21 protein-coding genes are annotated in these 16403 nt (G+C 60.2%); 7 read left to right on the top strand and 14 right to left on the bottom strand.

Going from position 1 to position 16403, the window contains the following annotated elements; translation table 11 throughout:
• A partial coding sequence (locus ACILSL_RS11610; protein WP_395732197.1) for a TlpA family protein disulfide reductase occupies positions 1–398 on the top strand: 398 nt, incomplete at its 5' end.
• 6 nt (positions 399–404) lie between these two features.
• Here ACILSL_RS11610 and ACILSL_RS11605 read toward each other — a convergent pair.
• The 3 genes from ACILSL_RS11605 to ACILSL_RS11595 are packed head-to-tail and all read right to left on the bottom strand — an operon-like array spanning position 405 to position 2655.
• Positions 405–938: an RDD family protein gene (locus ACILSL_RS11605; RefSeq protein ID WP_395732196.1), complete on the bottom strand. Its 534-nt coding sequence runs from the start codon at positions 936–938 to the stop codon at positions 405–407.
• Between the two features lie 41 nt (positions 939–979).
• Positions 980–1999, bottom strand: a complete 1020-nt coding sequence (locus ACILSL_RS11600; RefSeq protein WP_395732195.1) for a murein hydrolase activator EnvC family protein — start codon at positions 1997–1999, stop codon at positions 980–982.
• Entirely contained in the window at positions 1999–2655 is a 657-nt protein-coding gene (locus ACILSL_RS11595) for a hypothetical protein (protein WP_395732194.1), read from the bottom strand. The genes ACILSL_RS11600 and ACILSL_RS11595 overlap by 1 nt, the downstream gene beginning before the upstream one ends.
• Positions 2656–2793: 138 nt before the next feature.
• Between ACILSL_RS11595 and pyrR the strand changes: the two genes are divergently transcribed.
• On the top strand, positions 2794–3345 hold the full coding sequence (gene pyrR, locus ACILSL_RS11590; protein ID WP_395732193.1) for a bifunctional pyr operon transcriptional regulator/uracil phosphoribosyltransferase PyrR: 552 nt from the start codon (positions 2794–2796) through the stop codon (positions 3343–3345).
• Positions 3342–4268 (top strand): aspartate carbamoyltransferase catalytic subunit, encoded by a 927-nt coding sequence (locus tag ACILSL_RS11585; protein ID WP_395732192.1) that lies wholly within the window; start codon positions 3342–3344, stop codon positions 4266–4268. Before pyrR ends, ACILSL_RS11585 begins: the two co-directional genes overlap by 4 nt.
• A 24-nt stretch (positions 4269–4292) precedes the next feature.
• On the opposite strand, the gene ACILSL_RS11580 is transcribed toward ACILSL_RS11585, so the two are convergent.
• The 3 genes from ACILSL_RS11580 to ACILSL_RS11570 all read right to left on the bottom strand — a co-directional run bounded on the left by ACILSL_RS11580 (position 4293) and on the right by ACILSL_RS11570 (position 6179).
• Positions 4293–4709 (bottom strand): HNH endonuclease, encoded by a 417-nt coding sequence (locus tag ACILSL_RS11580; RefSeq protein WP_395732191.1) that lies wholly within the window; start codon positions 4707–4709, stop codon positions 4293–4295.
• Complete coding sequence (locus ACILSL_RS11575) at positions 4702–5091, bottom strand: STAS/SEC14 domain-containing protein (protein ID WP_395732190.1); 390 nt, start codon at positions 5089–5091, stop codon at positions 4702–4704. Before ACILSL_RS11575 ends, ACILSL_RS11580 begins: the two co-directional genes overlap by 8 nt.
• A gap of 65 nt (positions 5092–5156) precedes the next feature.
• Positions 5157–6179 (bottom strand): NAD-dependent epimerase/dehydratase family protein, encoded by a 1023-nt coding sequence (locus ACILSL_RS11570; protein ID WP_395732189.1) that lies wholly within the window; start codon positions 6177–6179, stop codon positions 5157–5159.
• A gap of 125 nt (positions 6180–6304) precedes the next feature.
• Between ACILSL_RS11570 and ACILSL_RS11565 the strand changes: the two genes are divergently transcribed.
• Positions 6305–7081, top strand: a complete 777-nt coding sequence (locus tag ACILSL_RS11565) for a TerC family protein (protein ID WP_395732188.1) — start codon at positions 6305–6307, stop codon at positions 7079–7081.
• Between the two features lie 87 nt (positions 7082–7168).
• On the opposite strand, the gene ACILSL_RS11560 is transcribed toward ACILSL_RS11565, so the two are convergent.
• From ACILSL_RS11560 to ACILSL_RS11545, 4 genes are read right to left on the bottom strand one after another with little or no spacing between them, the layout of a single operon-like run.
• Positions 7169–7426: a hypothetical protein gene (locus ACILSL_RS11560; RefSeq protein ID WP_395732187.1), complete on the bottom strand. Its 258-nt coding sequence runs from the start codon at positions 7424–7426 to the stop codon at positions 7169–7171.
• A gap of 39 nt (positions 7427–7465) precedes the next feature.
• Positions 7466–8314 (bottom strand): pantoate--beta-alanine ligase, encoded by an 849-nt coding sequence (panC, locus tag ACILSL_RS11555; RefSeq protein WP_395732186.1) that lies wholly within the window; start codon positions 8312–8314, stop codon positions 7466–7468.
• Positions 8311–9156 (bottom strand): ABC transporter permease, encoded by an 846-nt coding sequence (locus ACILSL_RS11550; protein WP_395732185.1) that lies wholly within the window; start codon positions 9154–9156, stop codon positions 8311–8313. Before ACILSL_RS11550 ends, panC begins: the two co-directional genes overlap by 4 nt.
• The gene (locus ACILSL_RS11545) at positions 9153–10046 is read right to left on the bottom strand and encodes an ABC transporter ATP-binding protein (RefSeq protein WP_395732184.1); all 894 of its coding nucleotides are present in this window, start codon (positions 10044–10046) and stop codon (positions 9153–9155) included. Before ACILSL_RS11545 ends, ACILSL_RS11550 begins: the two co-directional genes overlap by 4 nt.
• A 133-nt stretch (positions 10047–10179) precedes the next feature.
• Here ACILSL_RS11545 and ACILSL_RS11540 point away from each other — a divergent pair, with 133 nt between their 5' ends.
• The 3 genes from ACILSL_RS11540 (at position 10180) to ACILSL_RS11530 (ending at position 12559) form a co-directional block, all read left to right on the top strand.
• Positions 10180–10902: a sensor histidine kinase gene (locus ACILSL_RS11540; protein ID WP_395732183.1), complete on the top strand. Its 723-nt coding sequence runs from the start codon at positions 10180–10182 to the stop codon at positions 10900–10902.
• A gap of 100 nt (positions 10903–11002) precedes the next feature.
• Positions 11003–11776 carry a hypothetical protein gene (locus tag ACILSL_RS11535; RefSeq protein ID WP_395732182.1) on the top strand — a complete coding sequence of 258 codons (774 nt, stop codon included), beginning with the start codon at positions 11003–11005 and terminating at the stop codon, positions 11774–11776.
• A 195-nt stretch (positions 11777–11971) separates the two neighbouring features.
• Complete coding sequence (locus ACILSL_RS11530) at positions 11972–12559, top strand: hypothetical protein (RefSeq protein WP_395732181.1); 588 nt, start codon at positions 11972–11974, stop codon at positions 12557–12559.
• Positions 12560–12749: 190 nt separating this feature from the next.
• Here ACILSL_RS11530 and rpmB read toward each other — a convergent pair whose 3' ends face one another.
• The 4 genes from rpmB to ACILSL_RS11510 all read right to left on the bottom strand — a co-directional run bounded on the left by rpmB (position 12750) and on the right by ACILSL_RS11510 (position 16398).
• Positions 12750–13013 (bottom strand): 50S ribosomal protein L28, encoded by a 264-nt coding sequence (rpmB, locus tag ACILSL_RS11525; RefSeq protein WP_395732180.1) that lies wholly within the window; start codon positions 13011–13013, stop codon positions 12750–12752.
• A gap of 79 nt (positions 13014–13092) precedes the next feature.
• Entirely contained in the window at positions 13093–14295 is a 1203-nt protein-coding gene (locus ACILSL_RS11520) for a hypothetical protein (RefSeq protein WP_395732179.1), read from the bottom strand.
• 191 nt (positions 14296–14486) lie between these two features.
• Entirely contained in the window at positions 14487–15539 is a 1053-nt protein-coding gene (locus ACILSL_RS11515; protein WP_395732178.1) for an agmatine/peptidylarginine deiminase, read from the bottom strand.
• Positions 15532–16398, bottom strand: a complete 867-nt coding sequence (locus ACILSL_RS11510; RefSeq protein WP_395732177.1) for a carbon-nitrogen hydrolase — start codon at positions 16396–16398, stop codon at positions 15532–15534. The genes ACILSL_RS11515 and ACILSL_RS11510 overlap by 8 nt, the downstream gene beginning before the upstream one ends.
• Positions 16399–16403 lie beyond the last annotated feature (5 nt).

Genomic DNA, 16403 nt, shown 5'->3' with positions numbered 1-16403 from the left:
GTGTGGAGGAGTTTCCGCAGCTGGTGGCGACGTCGCGCAAATTTGGCCTGCGTGAGTTTGAGTTCATCAGCATCAGCATGGACGATCCCAAGGACATGGGAGAGGTGAAGACGTTTCTGGAGAAGCACAACGCGGTGGTGCCGGACAAGCTGAAGGCTTCGCTCAAGGCGGAGGGGCGCAAGGGCAACGCTTATGTTTTCAGCGAAGCGAGCCAGGATGGGCTGATCAAGGCGCTGGATCCGGAGTGGCCAGGACCGATCCCGCACACGCTGGTGGTGGCGCCGGGAGGAGAGGTGATTTTTCGCCACAACGGCCCGATCGACGGGGATGAACTGCGGGCGAAGATTCTGGAGCACATGGGCCGGTTTTATGTGCCGGAGCCGGAAGTGAAGCCGTGAGCCGGATTAAACGGCAGGGAGCTGACGGAGATCGATGACCTTGGTGTCAGCGATGTCGTCATGGAGCGTGTTGTGCTTGGAACGGAAGATGCAAACAGTGTCCACGAAGAGAAAAAGTCCTCCAAGAAAGGGCACCTGAGCGATGAGCTGGAGGGGCAGGATGCGCTTGAGGATGATATGAGAGCGTTCCGCCGGCATGCCGGTTTTCCGCACGATGCGCAGATTCATGATGCCCTTGCCGATGGTCTGGCCGCGACCCAGATGATTCCAGTTGATAGCGAGCATGATGCCAAGGCCCACGACTGCCCATACCAGCTGCTCCATGGTCAAATAGCTTGGCTTTCCTGCCTGCTCCATGATGCGGGAGAAATAACCACTGAAATACATGATGGGCAGGGCTATCACCATCAGGATCAGGGAATCCAGAATGCTGGCACCCAGCCGGCGCCATGGCGAAGCGAGCTGTTGGATTTCATCGGGGTTGCTCGCAGGAAGAATATCCGACTGCGGCGGAGCATATGGATTAATGGAATCATTCATGGCAGGCTCCACAAGAAAGGAAGGGCCATGATTTGTCCAGACTAAAACCAGCCGCAGACCAGCTTCACAAAGCGGAGGCCTTCGGTGGTGAGCCTGCCGGTGCTGCCGCTGCCGGTGACGCAGCCGCGGGTGTGAGTGAAGTGGGGAATGCCGGCGTCTTTGACCCAGGTGACGTAAGGGGCTGCAACGGGTGATGAGGAGGCTTTCACGGCGAGCGGCAGGCCCCAGCGGCTGAAGGTGACCTCCCAGCTAGCGGGTTTGCCTGAAGGACGGGGACCGTCGAGCAGCCAGGGGTAGTTTTTGAGGATCTCCATCTCGGCATCTCCTGGGACGGCCACGCGGTAGCTGCTTTCTGTGGCGCGCACGGCACTGGCGGCGGTGAGGCTGGGATTTTTCTGCTGCGCGAGGTAGAGCGACTGGAGATCGAGCCCGATGAGATTCAGGCCGTTGTACAAACCATGATGGTTTGGGGTTGGGAAATTCGCATTGTGCCAGGACTCAAAGCGGCTGGATAGAAAGAGGTTCAGCTCCACATGGAGGTGAGCGCGGCGCTGGTCGATGCCGCTGCCGGTGTAGCCGAGAATGCCCAGAGTAGTGCCCGCCTTGACCTTCTGCCCGGCGCTGACCTGTGCGGAGGCAAGATGGGCGTAGAGGGAGAAAAACGGGCTGCCGCCCCAGTTGTGCTGGACCACGATGTAGCGGCCGTAGTTGCTCAGGCCGGACGAGGCGGCCACGTAAGCCACAACGCCATCGGCAATGGCTCCGACTTCGTCCTGGGGATTGCTTTTGGCATCACGCTGCAGGGGTTTAATGTCGAGGCCTTCGTGAAAGCGGGCATAGGCGATGCGGCCTCCGATGTGGCGGGGATCACGGACGAAGCCAAACTGGCCGCCCTCCCAAGGGGTGGTCTTGGCGCCATCGAAGTCGCGGTCGACGAACTGGAAGAACTCCGCAGGTGAGCCAAACAGGGCGTGGTTGGCCGTAGGCAGCTGCAGCTGCTGCGCGGGCAAGAAGCCCGTGAGCAGGGCGAGCAGTGAGAATGACAGCGCGAGACGTAACATCAGGTGCCGGGGAGTTTGTAGCCTTCGAGCGGGATATCCTTGGTCTTGGGCACCTTGGGGAGGATGCCGCGTTCCTTGTCAAGTGCAGCGGCTTTTTCGGCGGCCTCCAAGGCCCTGGCATCTCTGCGGGAATTCAATTTTTCCTTGGAGGTGGACGGCAGCATGTCATCCATCCAGCGAGAGGAGGATTTCATGTATTTGATGCGGGGATAAAACTTGTCCATTTCATCAACCGTCTGCTTCGAGAGACCGCGCCAGATGGTGAAACGACCGTCGGTGATCGGCTTGTCGATCTCGATCAAGTCGATGGGCAGGCCGTTGACCATGGTCAGGAAGGTCATGCCAATGTACTGACGGGAGGCGAGATCGAGGGCGGTGCGGCCCTTGGTATCGAGCTGGAGCACCACGCCGTAGCCATCGTTGTTGTCTGCTTCGAAGGGTTCAAAGCCGGAGATGCTGCGCTGGCTGAACTCGGGGACTTTTTTGAAGATCATCTGCTCGCCTGCGATGGTGACTGGCATAAGCTCGCTTTGATGTTCCAGCTGGTCCGTCTGCACGTGCGTGGTGATCAGCAATTTGTTCTCGCGGAGAATGTCACAGCTGGCAAGCAGGGTGGTCAGGGCCAGCATCAAAATGGCACGGGGGAGTCTTTGCATGAGCGTATCAAATCAAAGACGCGCCTGCTTTGCAACCCTGGAGGCGCGTGCCGGTGCGAAACTTCTGTGCGGTTGCTGTGATCCCCCGATTTGACAAGACGGTGAATCGCCGGACTGTCCGCGCACCCTTTTTCCACCATGCCCGGCAATGAACGTACGCTACTCACACAGGCCCAGATGGCCGCAGGGGTGCAGGCTTTGGCGCAAAGCATCCTGAAGGCGAATCCTGGTGCGGAGAGCATCGCGCTGGTGGGTGTTTTCACCCGCGGGGTGCCGCTGGCGAAACGCATTGCGGCCGAGATCGAAAAAACTGGCGGCGTGAAGGTCTTTCTGGGCACGATCGACATCACGCAGTATCGCGATGACCTGAGCACCTTTCAGATGGTGCCGAAGCTGGAGGGCTCGGACATCGCCTTCGACATCGACGACCTCAATGTGGTGCTCTGTGATGAGGTGATCTACACCGGCCGCAGCGTGCGTGCGGCGCTGGATGAACTGCTCAATTTTGGCCGCCCCAAACGGGTGCAGCTGGCCGTGCTGGTGGACCGCTGCGGCCGTGAATTTCCTGTGCAGCCGGATTTCTCCGCCCTCAAGGTCACGCTGGCACCCGGAGAGCGGGTGGCGGTGCACTTTACCGAAGTGGACGGCGAGGACGCCTGCACCGTGCAAACCCAAGCTTCAACGAGATGACCCCGCGCAAAGACCTCCTCGACATCGCCTCGCTCACGGATGAGGAAATCGCCTTCGTGCTCGACAACGCCGGGCCGTTCAAGGATCTCTTCAAACGCAGCGTGAAGAAGGTGCCCACGCTGAAGGGGCAGACGATGCTGACGCTGTTTTACGAGCCCTCCACGCGCACGCGCTCCAGCTTTGAAGTGGCCGCGAGCCGCTTGTCCGCAGATGTGACGCACTTTGACATTGAGTCGAGCAGTGTGGTGAAGGGGGAGTCCGTGCTGGACACGGTGGAGACGCTGGAGGCCATGCGGGTGGACTACATCGTGGTGCGCCACAAGCAGGCGGGGACGCCGAATCTGATCGCCAAGAACACGCGCGCGAGCGTCATCAATGCCGGGGACGGCTGGCACGCACACCCCACGCAGGCGCTGCTGGATGCGTTTACGCTGAGGGAGATTCACAAAAACCTGAGCGGCTGCCGGGTTTTGATTGTGGGCGACATCCAGCACTCCCGTGTGGCACGCAGCACGAGCCTGATCTTCCGCCGCCTCGGCATGGAGGTGGCGTATCTGGCCCCGGGGTCGATGATGCCGCGCGAGGTGCCGCAGGAGATTCCGCAGTTTGGCAACTGGACGGATGCCTTTGAATGGAAGCCGGATGTGATCTATCTGCTGCGTGTGCAGGGGGAGCGCCTGGACGAGCCGCTGATTCCGAGCTCAGCGGAGTACCACCGCAACTACGGGCTGACGGATGAACGGGTGAAAGTGCTGCGCGAGCGCGGGCTGCACCTGATGCATCCGGGGCCGGTGAACCGCGGGGTGGAGATCACGGATGCGGGGATGAACTATGAGAGGTGCCTGATCAACCAGCAGGTGGAGAATGGGATCGCGGTGAGGATGAGCGTGCTGTACTGGCTGAGGCCGGGGGCGGCGGAGTAGAGGGGGCGCTGGGGCACGGACAAATTACGGATGAACGCCGAGGGCGATCAAAGCTTCGCGCAATCCCATCAAACCAGGACGATTCAGGCGCAGCATTTCCACCGTTGCTCGTCCAGTGGGAGAAATACCAAGCAGCCGCCGTGCATCTGGCAGCCAGACGAAGTGGTCTTGCCATGCATGCTGGCGAGGATGGTAAAGTGCCACAGTTAGTTCGGTCACTGGATCGAGGGCACGAGTACGGGTGAACTTGTGATTGTTACAGCCCTGGCAGGAGAGTGCGAGGTTTTCGGCAGTGGATGCGCCACGTCTGCTGCGCGGAAGTATGTGCTCCACTGAAAATGACTCAGGTGCATAGGCCTCTGGCGTCATGCAATATTCGCAACGCCCCTGTGCGCGGGTGCGGACGAGCCGGCGTAGTGCCGCGCTGACATGCTCAGACATGAGCGGGTAGAGATTCCAGCCCCAGTCGTCCCATCAGTTCGGGCACTGTGGTCTTGCGCAGGGCGGCCAATCTGACCAGACTTTGCATTCGACGCGCATGCAGCGTTTCCACCAAATCGGAAAGTCGCAGCAACTCACGATGCTCGGCGGGGGTAAGCGAGCCATTCTTGCGCTTGGTCGAGAGGCGACGGTAGATCGTGCGTTGATCTGTGGGCAGCGTGGCATTGATGGCTTCCAGGAGCTTTGCCTCGTCGGCCTTGAGAGCGCCTTTCTTGGTCGCAGCCAGCATCTGGAGCTTGTGCAGTACGCCTTCCATGTCCGTCACGTTCAGCTTGCCCAATTCTCGAAGAATCAGTGCTGGTGTGAGGTGCGTGGCAGTCAACGACAGGGATAAAGAATGACGTGATTGGGTGAAAATTCAAGTGGTGAACTCTGGACGTCTCGCCCTCAAAACTTCCCGTCGCGGGATTCGAAGTGGGTGGGTTTGCCGAGGGATTCGCCGCCGGTGGAGATCCAGTGGGCGACCCATTCGGTGAGTTCTTCGTCGCGGACGAGGGGGATGCCGAGATCGACGGAGCTGCGGCAGGGATTGCTGAGGAGGGCGTCGGGGGCTTCGGTGCCGGTGATCTGGACGGGTTTGCCGAAGAGCCTGCCGAAGGTGTGGGCGACTGCGCGGACGCTGAGGGTGGCGGTGCCGGTGAGGTTGACGACCCAGGCGGGGCTGTGGGCCTTGGCGAGGCTGAGGAGGGAGAGGGCGTTGGCATCGCCCTGCCAGATGGTGTTGAAATAGCCCATGGTGACGTCCACGGGCTGGCCATTCCAGACCTGGCGGGCGATGTCCACCATGACGCCGTAGCGGAGGTCGCAGGCGTAGTTGAGGCGGATGAGGGAGACGGGGGTGCCGTGGGTCTGGCTGAAGTATTCGAAGATGCGCTCGCGGCCGAGGCAGCTCATGGCGTATTCGCCCTTGGGATTGAGGGCGTCTTCCTCACGGCTGCCGCCGCTCCCCACGGGGACGAGTCCATAGACATTGCCGGTGGAAAAGGCGGCGATGCGGCTGCGGTGGTAGCGCTCGCACACGAGACCGGGGAGCCAGGCGTTCATGGCCCAGGTCATGGATTCCTGGCCGGTGGAGCCGAATTTCATGCCGGCCATGTAGATGACGTTGGGGGCATGCGGGAGGTAGGCGACGGCGTTGGCAGAGAGGAGGTCGGTGGTGATGACATCGATGCCATGCTGCTGGAATTCCTCGGCGGCACCGGGCGAGCTGAAGCGTGAGACGGCGATGATGCGGCGCGGGGTGCCTGCTTCATTGCTGGCGCGTTTGGCCATGCGGGCGAGGGAGGGGCCCATCTTGCCTGCGGCACCCAGGATGAGGATGTCGCCAGGGAGCTGGCTCATCATCTCGATCACGGCGGGTGTCGGGCGGCTAAGGCGTTCTTCTAGATCTGCGAGGCTGGCGGGCGGCATGGGCGTACCTATGAACGGGTTTTCGACATTGGAAATTTTTTACTGCATGAGGTAGGGCCTGCGCGCCGCAGCAAATTCATCGTGGAGTTTGCCGATGCGGTATTTTCCGCTAGGGTCGCGGCCCGATGATTGCCAACGCTGCTGCTGCTGTAACCGCCAATTTGAATGTGCTCGACTTTTCCTGGGTTGCGAATCCGGAGGCGTGGATCGCGGTGCTGACGCTGTGCTTGCTGGAGATTGTGCTGGGGATCGACAACATTGTGTTCATCTCGATCCTGGTGGACAAGCTGCCGGCGGCGGACCGGCCGCGCGGACGTTTCATCGGCCTGGGGCTGGCGATGCTGACACGCATCCTGCTGCTGATGTCGATCACGTGGGTGATGTCGCTGACGGCACCGTTGTTTACGGTGCTGGAGCATTCGATCACCGGGAAGGATCTGGTGCTGATCTTTGGCGGCCTGTTCCTGATCTACAAGAGCACGCATGAGATCCATGAAAAACTTGAAGGCGACCCTGAGGGCGAGGTGCGCCAGAGCGTGGGCAAAGGGGCGGCGTTTGGCGCGGTGATGGTGCAGATTGCGCTGCTGGACATTGTGTTTTCGCTCGATTCGGTGATCACGGCGGTGGGGATGGTGAAGCACATTTCCATCATGGTGACGGCGGTGCTGATCTCCGTGGGCTTCATGATGGTGTTTGCCAGAGCGGTGGGTGAGTTCGTGACACGCCACCCCACGGTGAAGATGCTGGCGCTGAGCTTTCTGATTCTCATCGGCACGGCCTTGATTGGCGAAGGGCTTCATTTCGAAATTCCGAAGGGCTACATTTATTTTGCCATGGGCTTTTCGATGATGGTGGAGATGCTGAACCTGAAGGCCAAGAAGAAGCAGAAGCGGGCGGCCTAGGCATAGGGATGCCGGAGGGCATTGGGCATGACTTTTGGGGCAGGCGGCGTTCTTCGTCCGCCCTGTGACCGGATCTCAAGGGGTCTGCTACAACAGGCGGCGGGCGTTGCGGAGGCCGTCGGCGGTGACGACGGCCTGGTTGCGGGCGGCGACCATGAAGTCGAGGTAATTTTGCCACTGCATGGGGCGCAATGAGGCGAGGCCCATGCTGCGGCGGCTGTAGCCATAGTCGGCGATCTCCCAGCCGAAGTCGGAATGGCGGTTGCGATAGTCGGTGCGGTGAATCCAGGCACCGAATTCGTCTTTGCGGCCTTCGGCGTTGTGACTGGATGGGAGTTCGGACATTTGGATGACAGGGCGATTGAGCGGGCAGGATTGCCCGCACTACTTCAGCTCGATGTTGTCGATGAGACGGGTGGTGCCGAAGTAGGCGGCGACGGCAATGACGACGAGCTCGGTGGTGGCCGAGACGGGCTCCAGGGTGCTGGCATCCGCGACGGCGATGTAGTCGATGCGGCTTGACGGGGCCTTCTCCTGAATCATCTGGGTGATGAGACGGCGCAGGACATCGGGGTCATGCGCGCCGTTTTTCCAGGCATCCCGTGCGGCGAGGAGCGCGGTGCGGATTGCGGGGGCTTCGGTGCGTTCCTCGGGGGTCAGATAGCGGTTGCGGCTGCTCATGGCGAGGCCGTCGGGTTCACGCACGGTCTCGACGCCATGCAGCACGACATTGAAATCGAGGTCGCGCACGAGACGACGGATGATGGCGAACTGCTGGTAGTCTTTTTTGCCAAAAACGGCGTCGTCGCACTGAACGAGATTGAAGAGCTTGGCGACGATGGTGCAGACGCCTTCGAAATGGCCGGGGCGGCTGGCACCGCAAAGGTGCTGTGAGAGGCTGGTCTCGTGCAGGACGATGCTGCGATCCGGGAGAAAAAGCTCCTCGGCCTTCGGCGCGAAGATCATGTCCGCACCGTTGTCGCGGCAGAGGCTGAGATCCTCGATGAGGGTGCGCGGGTATTTGCTGAAGTCTTCACCGGGGCCGAACTGCAGGGGATTGATGAAGATGCTGACGGCGACATTGCCGTTCGGGCCGGCGATCTCACGTGCGGTGCGGATGAGAGCGGCGTGGCCATCGTGCATGGCGCCCATGGTGGGGACGAAGACGCAGCGGACACCTTTGTTGATGGTACTCCAGGAACGAAGCTGGCGGATGTTGTTGATGACGTTCATGATTTTAAGTCTCTGGATTCAAATACGGCGTAGCCCAGGGTAAAGAGTGTCACGTTTACGGCGAAGATGACGGCGTAGCCACGCCAGACAAGCGGCCAGTCGATGTTTTCGGCGAGGATGCGCCCCCAGGCGGCCATGTGCTTGGTGACCAGCAGATGCTGGTAGTTGTCCATGAAGCCGCTGTTGCGCATGATGAAGTCCACCAGGATGTAAGTCAAAGCGCCGATGGTGGCGGCGGCGGGCTTGATGCGGAAGCAGGAGAGAAAAAACGCGATGCTGCTGACCACCGTCATGCTGAGGCCGAGATAGAGTGAACTCTGGGCATAGCGCTGCAAGCCGGGGCCCCAGTCATAGAACGCGACGACGGAGACTTCAGGCACAATGGCGAAGTAACCGCCGCCCCAGCCGCGCAGGATGAGGCCGAGAAGGAATGACGTCCATGCGAAGAACTGCACCAGAAAGAATGCGTAGGCGCTGCAGGTGAGGTACTTGAGAAGCAGCAGGCGGAAGCGGCTGACGGGCCGTGCGAGCAGCAGGCGCATGTGGCCATCCTCCCCTTCCTTGGCGACGATGTCGCCTGCAACGAGGGTGAGGAACAAGGCACCTAGGAGGAAGATGGAGAAGCCCATGATGGTGCTGGCCACGGTGAGCGCCGAAAAGTAGTACTCGAAGCTCTGGCCCGAACCGACGATGGCTTTCTGGATCGGCCCCATGCCGAATTTTTTGATGAGGATGAGGATCAGGATCTCGAGCGCGATGAAGGCACCAAAACCGATGTAGGTGCGGCGACGTGCGAAGAGCTTCAGGAGCTCGCCATACCACTGCTGGAGGAAGAGCGTCATGATTTGGAGGAGAGGCCCATGTAGAGGTCTTCGAGGGTGCGGCGGTGGGGCTGCCAGGTATGGACCTGTACTTTGCCATTCACGAGCGCGGTGACGAGCTCATGCGGCTCCATGTTGAGCGGGACTTCGACGATGCCGTGCTTGTCCATGGTGGCACCGCTGCGATCGAGCACTTCGCGGGCGAGGCCGATGTCGCTGGTTTCGAGCTGGAACATGCGGCGGGATTTTTCCTGCTGCGGCACAGGGCCTTCGAAGACTTTTTTGCCGTCCTTGAGGATGACACAGCGGTCGCACATCTGCTCGACTTCGCCGAGAAGGTGGGAGTTGAGCATGATGGTCATGCCGTGGTGCTTGCGGAGGTGGAGGATGAGCTCGCGGAACTCGCGGATGCCTTCGGGATCGAGGCCGTCGGTGGGTTCGTCGAGGAGGAGGATCCTGGGCTGTGGGAGGAGGGCCTGGGCGAGGGCGAGGCGCTGGCGCATGCCGTGGCTGTAGGTGGCGGTTTTTTGCTGGATGGCGCGGGTGAGATTGACCATCTGCACGACGCGCTTCACCTCGGCCTCGTCCCACCAGCCGGAGAGGGAGCAGAGGACGCGGAGGTTTTGCCAGCCGCTGAGGTAATCGTAAAAGACGGCGGCCTCGTAGATGGCACCGATCTGCTGGAGGGCGGCGGCGCGATTTTGCTGCACACTGCGGCCGCCGATGCGGACCTCTCCCATGTCCGGACGCACCATGCCGAGGGTGATGCCCATGATGGTGCTTTTGCCGGCGCCATTGTGGCCGAGGAGGCCGAGGATCTCGCCTTCGCGGACTTCGAAGCCGACGTCATCCAAAGCGAGCCGCCCGGTGGGCCAGCGCTTGGTGAGGTGTCGTACTTCGAGGAGTGCCATGAAGGCACATTGGCGTGATGCCGGAGGGGATGCCAGTTTTTAGTCACACCCGCCCAGAAGAAGTCGCCAAATTCGCGTTTACACCGCCGCCGCCCGACTGCATTACTTCGGTCTGTCCCAGTAACTTCTTGTCATGCAGTTTTATTTCCCTACAACCCTCAATCTCGGCCTTGAACATAGCGAAGGCTTTCACCAGGAACTGCTGAGAGGGCTGACGCACAAGCTGAACAACCTGCTGGCAGTGATCCAGGGCTTCAGCAGTTTGATTTTGATGACGGACGACCTGGATCCCGGGGTGAGCGAAAACATGCAGCACATCCGTGAGGCGTCCCTGGGGGTGACCAATCTGAGCGAGCGCATTCGCTCCGCCGGCGGCTGTGCGAAGATCACCGCGCAGTCACTCGGTCTGAATGAATACCTCCCTGTCATCGAGGGCGCGGTGATGGAGCCGTTTCAAAAGGAGGGCGTACAGCTCGAGGCTGATGTGCAGGCCGGCCTGCCGCCGATTCTGGTGGATCCGACGAAGTTCAAAGACATCCTGACCGAGCTGCTGAAAAACGCCGCTGAAGCCGCCGCCAAGGGTGGTGGCCGCTGTGCGCTGAAGATCTGCGGCCCTGGCACGATCACCCCGGCTGAACAGCGCCGGGTGGACATCCTGGTGAGCAACACTGGATCCCAGATCGCTCCGGAGAAGATTCAGGAGGTTTTCCGTCCGTTCCATGGTTCGAAGAACAGCAATCACCTCGGCCTGGGGCTGACGATTGCCGCGATGCTGAGCCATCAGATGAACATCCAGCTGGGTGTGGCGTCGGAGAACAACACGACCACGTTTTGGCTGAGCTGCCCGATGGTCTAGGACCTCGGCTGAATGTTTTTGGAGTTTTGACGTTTAATTAGATGCAACGGCGGCCCTGCCTTCGTTGTCGTATTGGACATCACCTTTTTGGAGGTCTCTCATGAAACGATCTGTTCTGTTTGCCGCCCTGCTGCTCAGTGTGCTTCCGGCCAGCGCTGCTCCAAAGAGCTATGGCACCATCACGACGCGTGACGGCAGGTCTTTCTACGAGTGCCGGGTGCTGCACATCTACCCGGACGGGGTGAGCTTCTCGCACAAGAATGGCGCGGCTAAAATCCTCTTCGCAGAGCTGCCTGAGAATCTGAGGAGTGAATTCCGCTACGATCCGAAGGCGGAGGCCGAGTATCAGAAGGAGCAGGCTGCGCTGCGTAAAGCGGAGCAGGAGCGGCAGAAGCAGCGGGAGATCGCGATGCAGGAACGACTGATGGAGGCGAAGATGGCTGAGGCGAGCTATCTGGCGACTGCGAGCCAGCTTGCGGCCACGTCAGCATCGACCGCGGGCGCTCCATCTCCTTCGTGGGTGGGGACGCCGATCACGGGTCCAGCGGTGGGTGGGCGGTCCTACAGTGGGAGCAGCTACTCGCGCTTTGGCTATCCGTATGGGTACTCGGGCAGCGGGTACTCTTCTGGATACGGTTACGGCTACCCCTACGGCGGCTACTCGTATGGGAGCTACCCATATTACGGCGGCTACTCGTATGGGAGCTACCCGTATTACAGCGGCTACTCGTACGGGGGATACCCGAGCTACGGAGGGTCTTATGGGGGCTGCTATGGCCCAACGATCAGCGGCCAATGGAATCTGGGGCATGGGATTCACATCGGGATCGGCGGAGGGGGCTTTGGATTCGGTGGCATGCATCACCACCGTTGAGAGATTTGCTTCGTCTATGTGAAGCATTAAAAGAGCTGGCAAAAGTGGCGTTTTGGAGTCAAATCCACAACGGTTATGAAAACGTTCTCACTTCTGATTGTCACGCTTCAATTGGGATTCGCGGTTTGTGCAAGTGCAGGAGAGCCAACCACGATTGAAACTGCTCAAGGGAAAACCTATGAACGGTGCAAGATCATGAAACGTGACCCGGATGGGGTGTTGTTTTCCCATAGCAAGGGGGTGGCAAAAGTGTTGTTTTCGGATCTGTCCGAACCGATGCGCAATGCGCTGGGGTATGACGCCTTCAAAGCGGATGCGTATGAGAAAGGGCAGGCCGAGGCACGCAAGGCGGCCGAGCTGGCCAAACGCGAGCGCGAAACGAAGATGGCCGAGGCCATGATCGCCGCGCAGGCCAAGTATGCGGCGCAACAGCCGGTGGTGTATGTGCAGCAGCCGAATGGCGGCTATATGCAGAGCCTGGCACCCGTGCTGGGGCTAGGGCAGATGGGAGCGTATTATGGCGGGGGCTATCATGGACACGGGATGTATCGGAATCGTGGCTGGAGCCCCAGCAACTCCCACATTGGCGCGGGCAGTGGTGGCGTGTATGTGCCGCAGGGGCATGGACTTAACTTCTATGGTTTCCCAAACGTGAGCTGGAGTCCGACGCTGGGGTACACGGACCTGAACAACCACCTGCCGGTGCTCTTTGACCAGCCGCATTCGGGCGTGGTTTCAGGGGCGGGGATTCCGGGGAGCAGCACGATTTCCGGGCATCACTAGCCCCCGCCACCTGAGGCTGGGGAGGATTGGCGGCATTGGCGTTTGTCACGCGCTCACAGACGGGTCCATTCTTCGCACTGCGTGCTTCGAAGGATGCACGGGCTGTCGCCATACCCATCCTACGCGGGGGCACGAAAAAGGGCGGATCTGCTGCCAGATCCGCCCGTGGGGGAAAATGAACGGTGGCTGATTAGATCAGGCCGGCACCTTTGAGGACGTTGTAAGCGCCGTTTTTGTCGATGGTCTTGAGGGCGCGGGCACTGAGCTTGACGTCGATGAACTTGTTGAGCTCAGGAACGAAGATGCGCTTTTTGCGAAGGTTCGGGAGGATGACGCGCTTCACACGCTTGGTGATGTGACGACCGATACCGCCTTCTTTCTTGGCTTTACCGCTGCGATGGATGTGGTGGCCGCGAGTAACGCCGACGCCGGTGATTTGACAGATGGTAGCCATGATGAGTTCTGGGGAAAAATTGGGGCGCGATACTAGCCGAGGAGAGACTGACGTCAACCAAAAGTCTGCCTTTCCGGCTTCAGCGGGTCGGGCGACCCACCATGAGGCTGGTCATTTGGGGGTTCATGAGGTAGCCGATGCCGAAATTCAAGGGCTTCACAGGGTATCTTCCGGAGGAGTAGGCGGTGACCAAATCCGGCTGCTGGTGGCCGGAGAAGATCTCCAAGGTGCCGCGATAGTTGCCGTAGAGCCAGAGATTCCAGCCGTAGCGACCGAAGTCACGGAAAGGGATGCCGGAGGGATCCTGCACGATGGCGCTGCTGTGGCGCAGGAGGTAGTCGCGGATGTTGGAGAAGCCGCTTTCATGCATGAGGTAGGAGGCGCTTTTCAAGAAGGCAGGGACGCGGCCCAGACGCGAAACGAAGGTCAGAAACGGGCCGCTGGCGGTGACGCCACCATTGGAGAGGTCCTGGCGGAAGTAGAAGACCCTCTTGGAGGCCCCCAAGCCGCTGCGGCAGCGAATCATGAGGCCGGTGTTTCCTGAGGAACCAGAGAGCGTGACATTGCCCGCGCCATCCAGACGAACGGTGTCGACGGAATCTACTGTGTGACCGGTCCGCGACATGAAGGCCATGAGCAGCGGCAGAACGCCGCGAAACCGGGTGGCCTGCAGATTGCTGCGCATCTCGGTGGTGATGAAGTAGCCGTTTTGCATGATGTTGGCGACGGCGTTGTGAAGACCGGTGAGGCCAGAGTCGATTTCGGACTGGGACAGATCGCTCAGGCGAGGGAGGGGTTCGGCAGGCTCCAGACCGCAGAGCACGTAAGTCTCTGCCGAGGGAAACAGGGCGCTGGCAAACAGGAAGTCCGGCCCGCTGAAGGGGTAGAACATGGCGTTTGCATTCCTGATGTCGCCGATCTCTTCACTGGCCCAGGACTGCAAGGGGCCGCGGCGGAGGTTTTGGTGGGCGGCCCAGAGGCTGTCCATGCGCTGCTTGTGCGCGGTGACGGCGGCGGTCTGGCTGTAGGACGAGTCCATGCCGGCAAACAAGCGGGAGATGTCATTGATGGAGCCCGAGTGCGTGGGCACATTCATGGACACGGCACCGTTGAAGAGCGGAGCATCGCCTGCGCTTTCCGCACGTTTCACACTGCCGCCACCGAGGGCATCCAGCATGCTGTTCCACTGGCTGACCTTGGTGGCCGCCGAGTAATTTTTAAAAGCGTCCGCAGGCAGTGCGCAGGCCGCGAGGAACAACAGCGCCGACAGTGAAGCTGTCACCCGACAGAACATGAAGAGAGCATGATTTCGTGGAGCCGACATAGAACCACGAACGTACCAGACCGAAAACGACCTCCAAGTAAGTCTTTGTAAGGAGAAGTCGCTTTATTTAGGGTCTATTTATTCAGTATGAATATTCAGCGCCACTGATTTAGGGCGCTGAATATTCAAGATTTTGCGGACCAGGCGGCTTACTTCGGCTGATGCATGCCGATGCAATGGAAGGCGCCACCTTCAGTGACGAGATCCTTGGCCATCATGGAGATGATTTCGCGGCCGGGGAAGCATTCGGAGATCTTGTCTTCAGCAGCGGCGTCCTTCTTCTTGTGACCGAAGAGCGGGACGAGCACGGCGTTGTTCATGATCATGAAGTTCGCGTAGCTGGCCGGGAGACGGCTGAGGCGCCAGTCCTTCATTTCGATGGCCTGCGGCATTTCGATTTCGATGATCTCGAGCTTGCCGCCATCGGGAGCTCTGACGTCGTCAAGACGCTCGCGGATTTCCTTGAGCACCTTGTGGTTCGGGTCGGAATCACGGGGCTCGACCATGCAGATGACGGCGTCTTCACGGATGAAGCGGACGATGTCGTCGATGTGGCCGTCGGTGTCGTCGCCTTCGATGCCTTTCTTGAACCAGACGATGTCTTTGACACCGAGCATGGCCTTGAGTTCTTTTTCGACCTCGGCCTTGTTGCCGGGCTTGCCGCCATGGCGGTTGGGATTGAGCAGGACGGCCTCGGTGGTGAGGAGGGTGCCTTTGCCGTTGGTTTCGATGGCACCGCCTTCAAGGATCATCTTGGAGGTGAAACGCTCCATCTTGAGAGCGGCGGCCGCTTTTTCGGGGATGGCGTTGTCGAGGTCCCATGGCGGGAACTTGCCGCCCCAGGCGTTGAATTCCCAGTCGGTGATGGCGACCTGGCCGGTTTCGTTGTGCTTGATGAAGATGGGGCCGTGGTCACGGCACCAGACGTCGTTGGTGTTGTTCTCGTAAAGATCGACCTGGCTGAGATCGCCCTCGTTGTCGGCGATGCTGAGGCGGATGTTCATGTGGCTGAGCATCGGGGCATTGATGCGCACGCGCTCGTAGCGGGAGATGACGCTGGCGATCTCGCCGAACTTGTCCTGCAACTTGTGGTAAGTCTTGGGGCAGCTTTCCTTGTTGGAAGGCCAGGACAGCCAGATTGCCTCCTGCGGCTCGAATTCGGCGGGCAGACGGTAGTTTTGGGGATAGGAGGCTTTACTCATCGATATAGCGTTTGGTCAGGGGAGCGTAGGTGTCAATGCGGCGATCACGGAAAAAAGGCCAGATGCGGCGGAAATCTTCCACCGCAGAAAGGTCACACGGCACGATCAAAATCTCTTCATCGCTCACGGAGGCCTTTGCAACGATTTCTCCATACGGATTTGCAACAAAGCTCTGGCCCCAGAATTCGCTCTGCTGCTCGGTGCCGACGCGGTTGACGGCGGCGAGGTAACAGCCGTTGGCCACGGCATGACCACGCTGGACAGTCTCCCAGGCGCAGTGCTGGGCCTTGCCGAGTTCTGCTTTTTCGCTGGGGAGCCAGCCGATGGCGGTGGGGTAGAAGAGGATCTCCGCGCCCATGAGCGCGGTGAGGCGTGCGGCCTCCGGGTACCACTGGTCCCAGCAGATGAGGACGCCGATACGGCCAAATTTAGTGTCCCAGACGCGGTAGCCGAGGTCTCCGGGGGTGAAGTAGAATTTTTCTTCGAAGCCGGGGTCCTGGGGGATGTGCATCTTGCGGTACTTGCCGAGAACGGTGCCGTCGGCGTCGATAACGGCGGCGGTGTTGTGGTAGAGGCCGGGGCCGCGTTTTTCGAAGAGGGGGACGATGATGACGACGCTGAGTTCTTTGGCGAGAGGGGCGAGCTTGTCGGTGGTGGGGCCGGGGACGGCTTCGGCGAGATTGAAGAGTTCGGTGTCCTGCGTGATGCAGAAGTAGGGGGTGTTGAAGAGCTCCTGCAGGCAGATGATCTGCGCGCCACGGGCCGCGGCATCACGAATGAGACGTTCATGCTGCTGCACGCTTTCTTCCTTGCTTGAGAAGGCCCGGCTTTGCACCAGGCCGAGAGTCACTTTTGCCATAAGAT

Origin of the sequence: Prosthecobacter sp., assembly GCF_044222345.1 — a bacterium.
Classification (GTDB): Bacteria; Verrucomicrobiota; Verrucomicrobiia; order Verrucomicrobiales; family Verrucomicrobiaceae; genus Prosthecobacter.
The sequence above is the reverse complement of the archived record's forward strand: the minus strand, read 5'-3'. Positions and strand labels throughout refer to the sequence as shown.

Coding starts and splice junctions, on each gene's coding strand:
- ACILSL_RS11605 (WP_395732196.1), bottom strand. CDS start 938: ATGAATGATTCCATTAATCCATATGCTCCGCCGCAGTCGGATATTCTT.
- ACILSL_RS11600 (WP_395732195.1), bottom strand. CDS start 1,999: ATGTTACGTCTCGCGCTGTCATTCTCACTGCTCGCCCTGCTCACGGGC.
- ACILSL_RS11595 (WP_395732194.1), bottom strand. CDS start 2,655: ATGCAAAGACTCCCCCGTGCCATTTTGATGCTGGCCCTGACCACCCTG.
- pyrR (WP_395732193.1), top strand. CDS start 2,794: ATGCCCGGCAATGAACGTACGCTACTCACACAGGCCCAGATGGCCGCA.
- ACILSL_RS11585 (WP_395732192.1), top strand. CDS start 3,342: ATGACCCCGCGCAAAGACCTCCTCGACATCGCCTCGCTCACGGATGAG.
- ACILSL_RS11580 (WP_395732191.1), bottom strand. CDS start 4,709: ATGTCTGAGCATGTCAGCGCGGCACTACGCCGGCTCGTCCGCACCCGC.
- ACILSL_RS11570 (WP_395732189.1), bottom strand. CDS start 6,179: ATGCCGCCCGCCAGCCTCGCAGATCTAGAAGAACGCCTTAGCCGCCCG.
- ACILSL_RS11565 (WP_395732188.1), top strand. CDS start 6,305: ATGATTGCCAACGCTGCTGCTGCTGTAACCGCCAATTTGAATGTGCTC.
- ACILSL_RS11560 (WP_395732187.1), bottom strand. CDS start 7,426: ATGTCCGAACTCCCATCCAGTCACAACGCCGAAGGCCGCAAAGACGAA.
- panC (WP_395732186.1), bottom strand. CDS start 8,314: ATGAACGTCATCAACAACATCCGCCAGCTTCGTTCCTGGAGTACCATC.
- ACILSL_RS11550 (WP_395732185.1), bottom strand. CDS start 9,156: ATGACGCTCTTCCTCCAGCAGTGGTATGGCGAGCTCCTGAAGCTCTTC.
- ACILSL_RS11545 (WP_395732184.1), bottom strand. CDS start 10,046: ATGGCACTCCTCGAAGTACGACACCTCACCAAGCGCTGGCCCACCGGG.
- ACILSL_RS11540 (WP_395732183.1), top strand. CDS start 10,180: ATGCAGTTTTATTTCCCTACAACCCTCAATCTCGGCCTTGAACATAGC.
- ACILSL_RS11535 (WP_395732182.1), top strand. CDS start 11,003: ATGAAACGATCTGTTCTGTTTGCCGCCCTGCTGCTCAGTGTGCTTCCG.
- ACILSL_RS11530 (WP_395732181.1), top strand. CDS start 11,972: ATGAAACGTGACCCGGATGGGGTGTTGTTTTCCCATAGCAAGGGGGTG.
- rpmB (WP_395732180.1), bottom strand. CDS start 13,013: ATGGCTACCATCTGTCAAATCACCGGCGTCGGCGTTACTCGCGGCCAC.
- ACILSL_RS11515 (WP_395732178.1), bottom strand. CDS start 15,539: ATGAGTAAAGCCTCCTATCCCCAAAACTACCGTCTGCCCGCCGAATTC.
- ACILSL_RS11510 (WP_395732177.1), bottom strand. CDS start 16,398: ATGGCAAAAGTGACTCTCGGCCTGGTGCAAAGCCGGGCCTTCTCAAGC.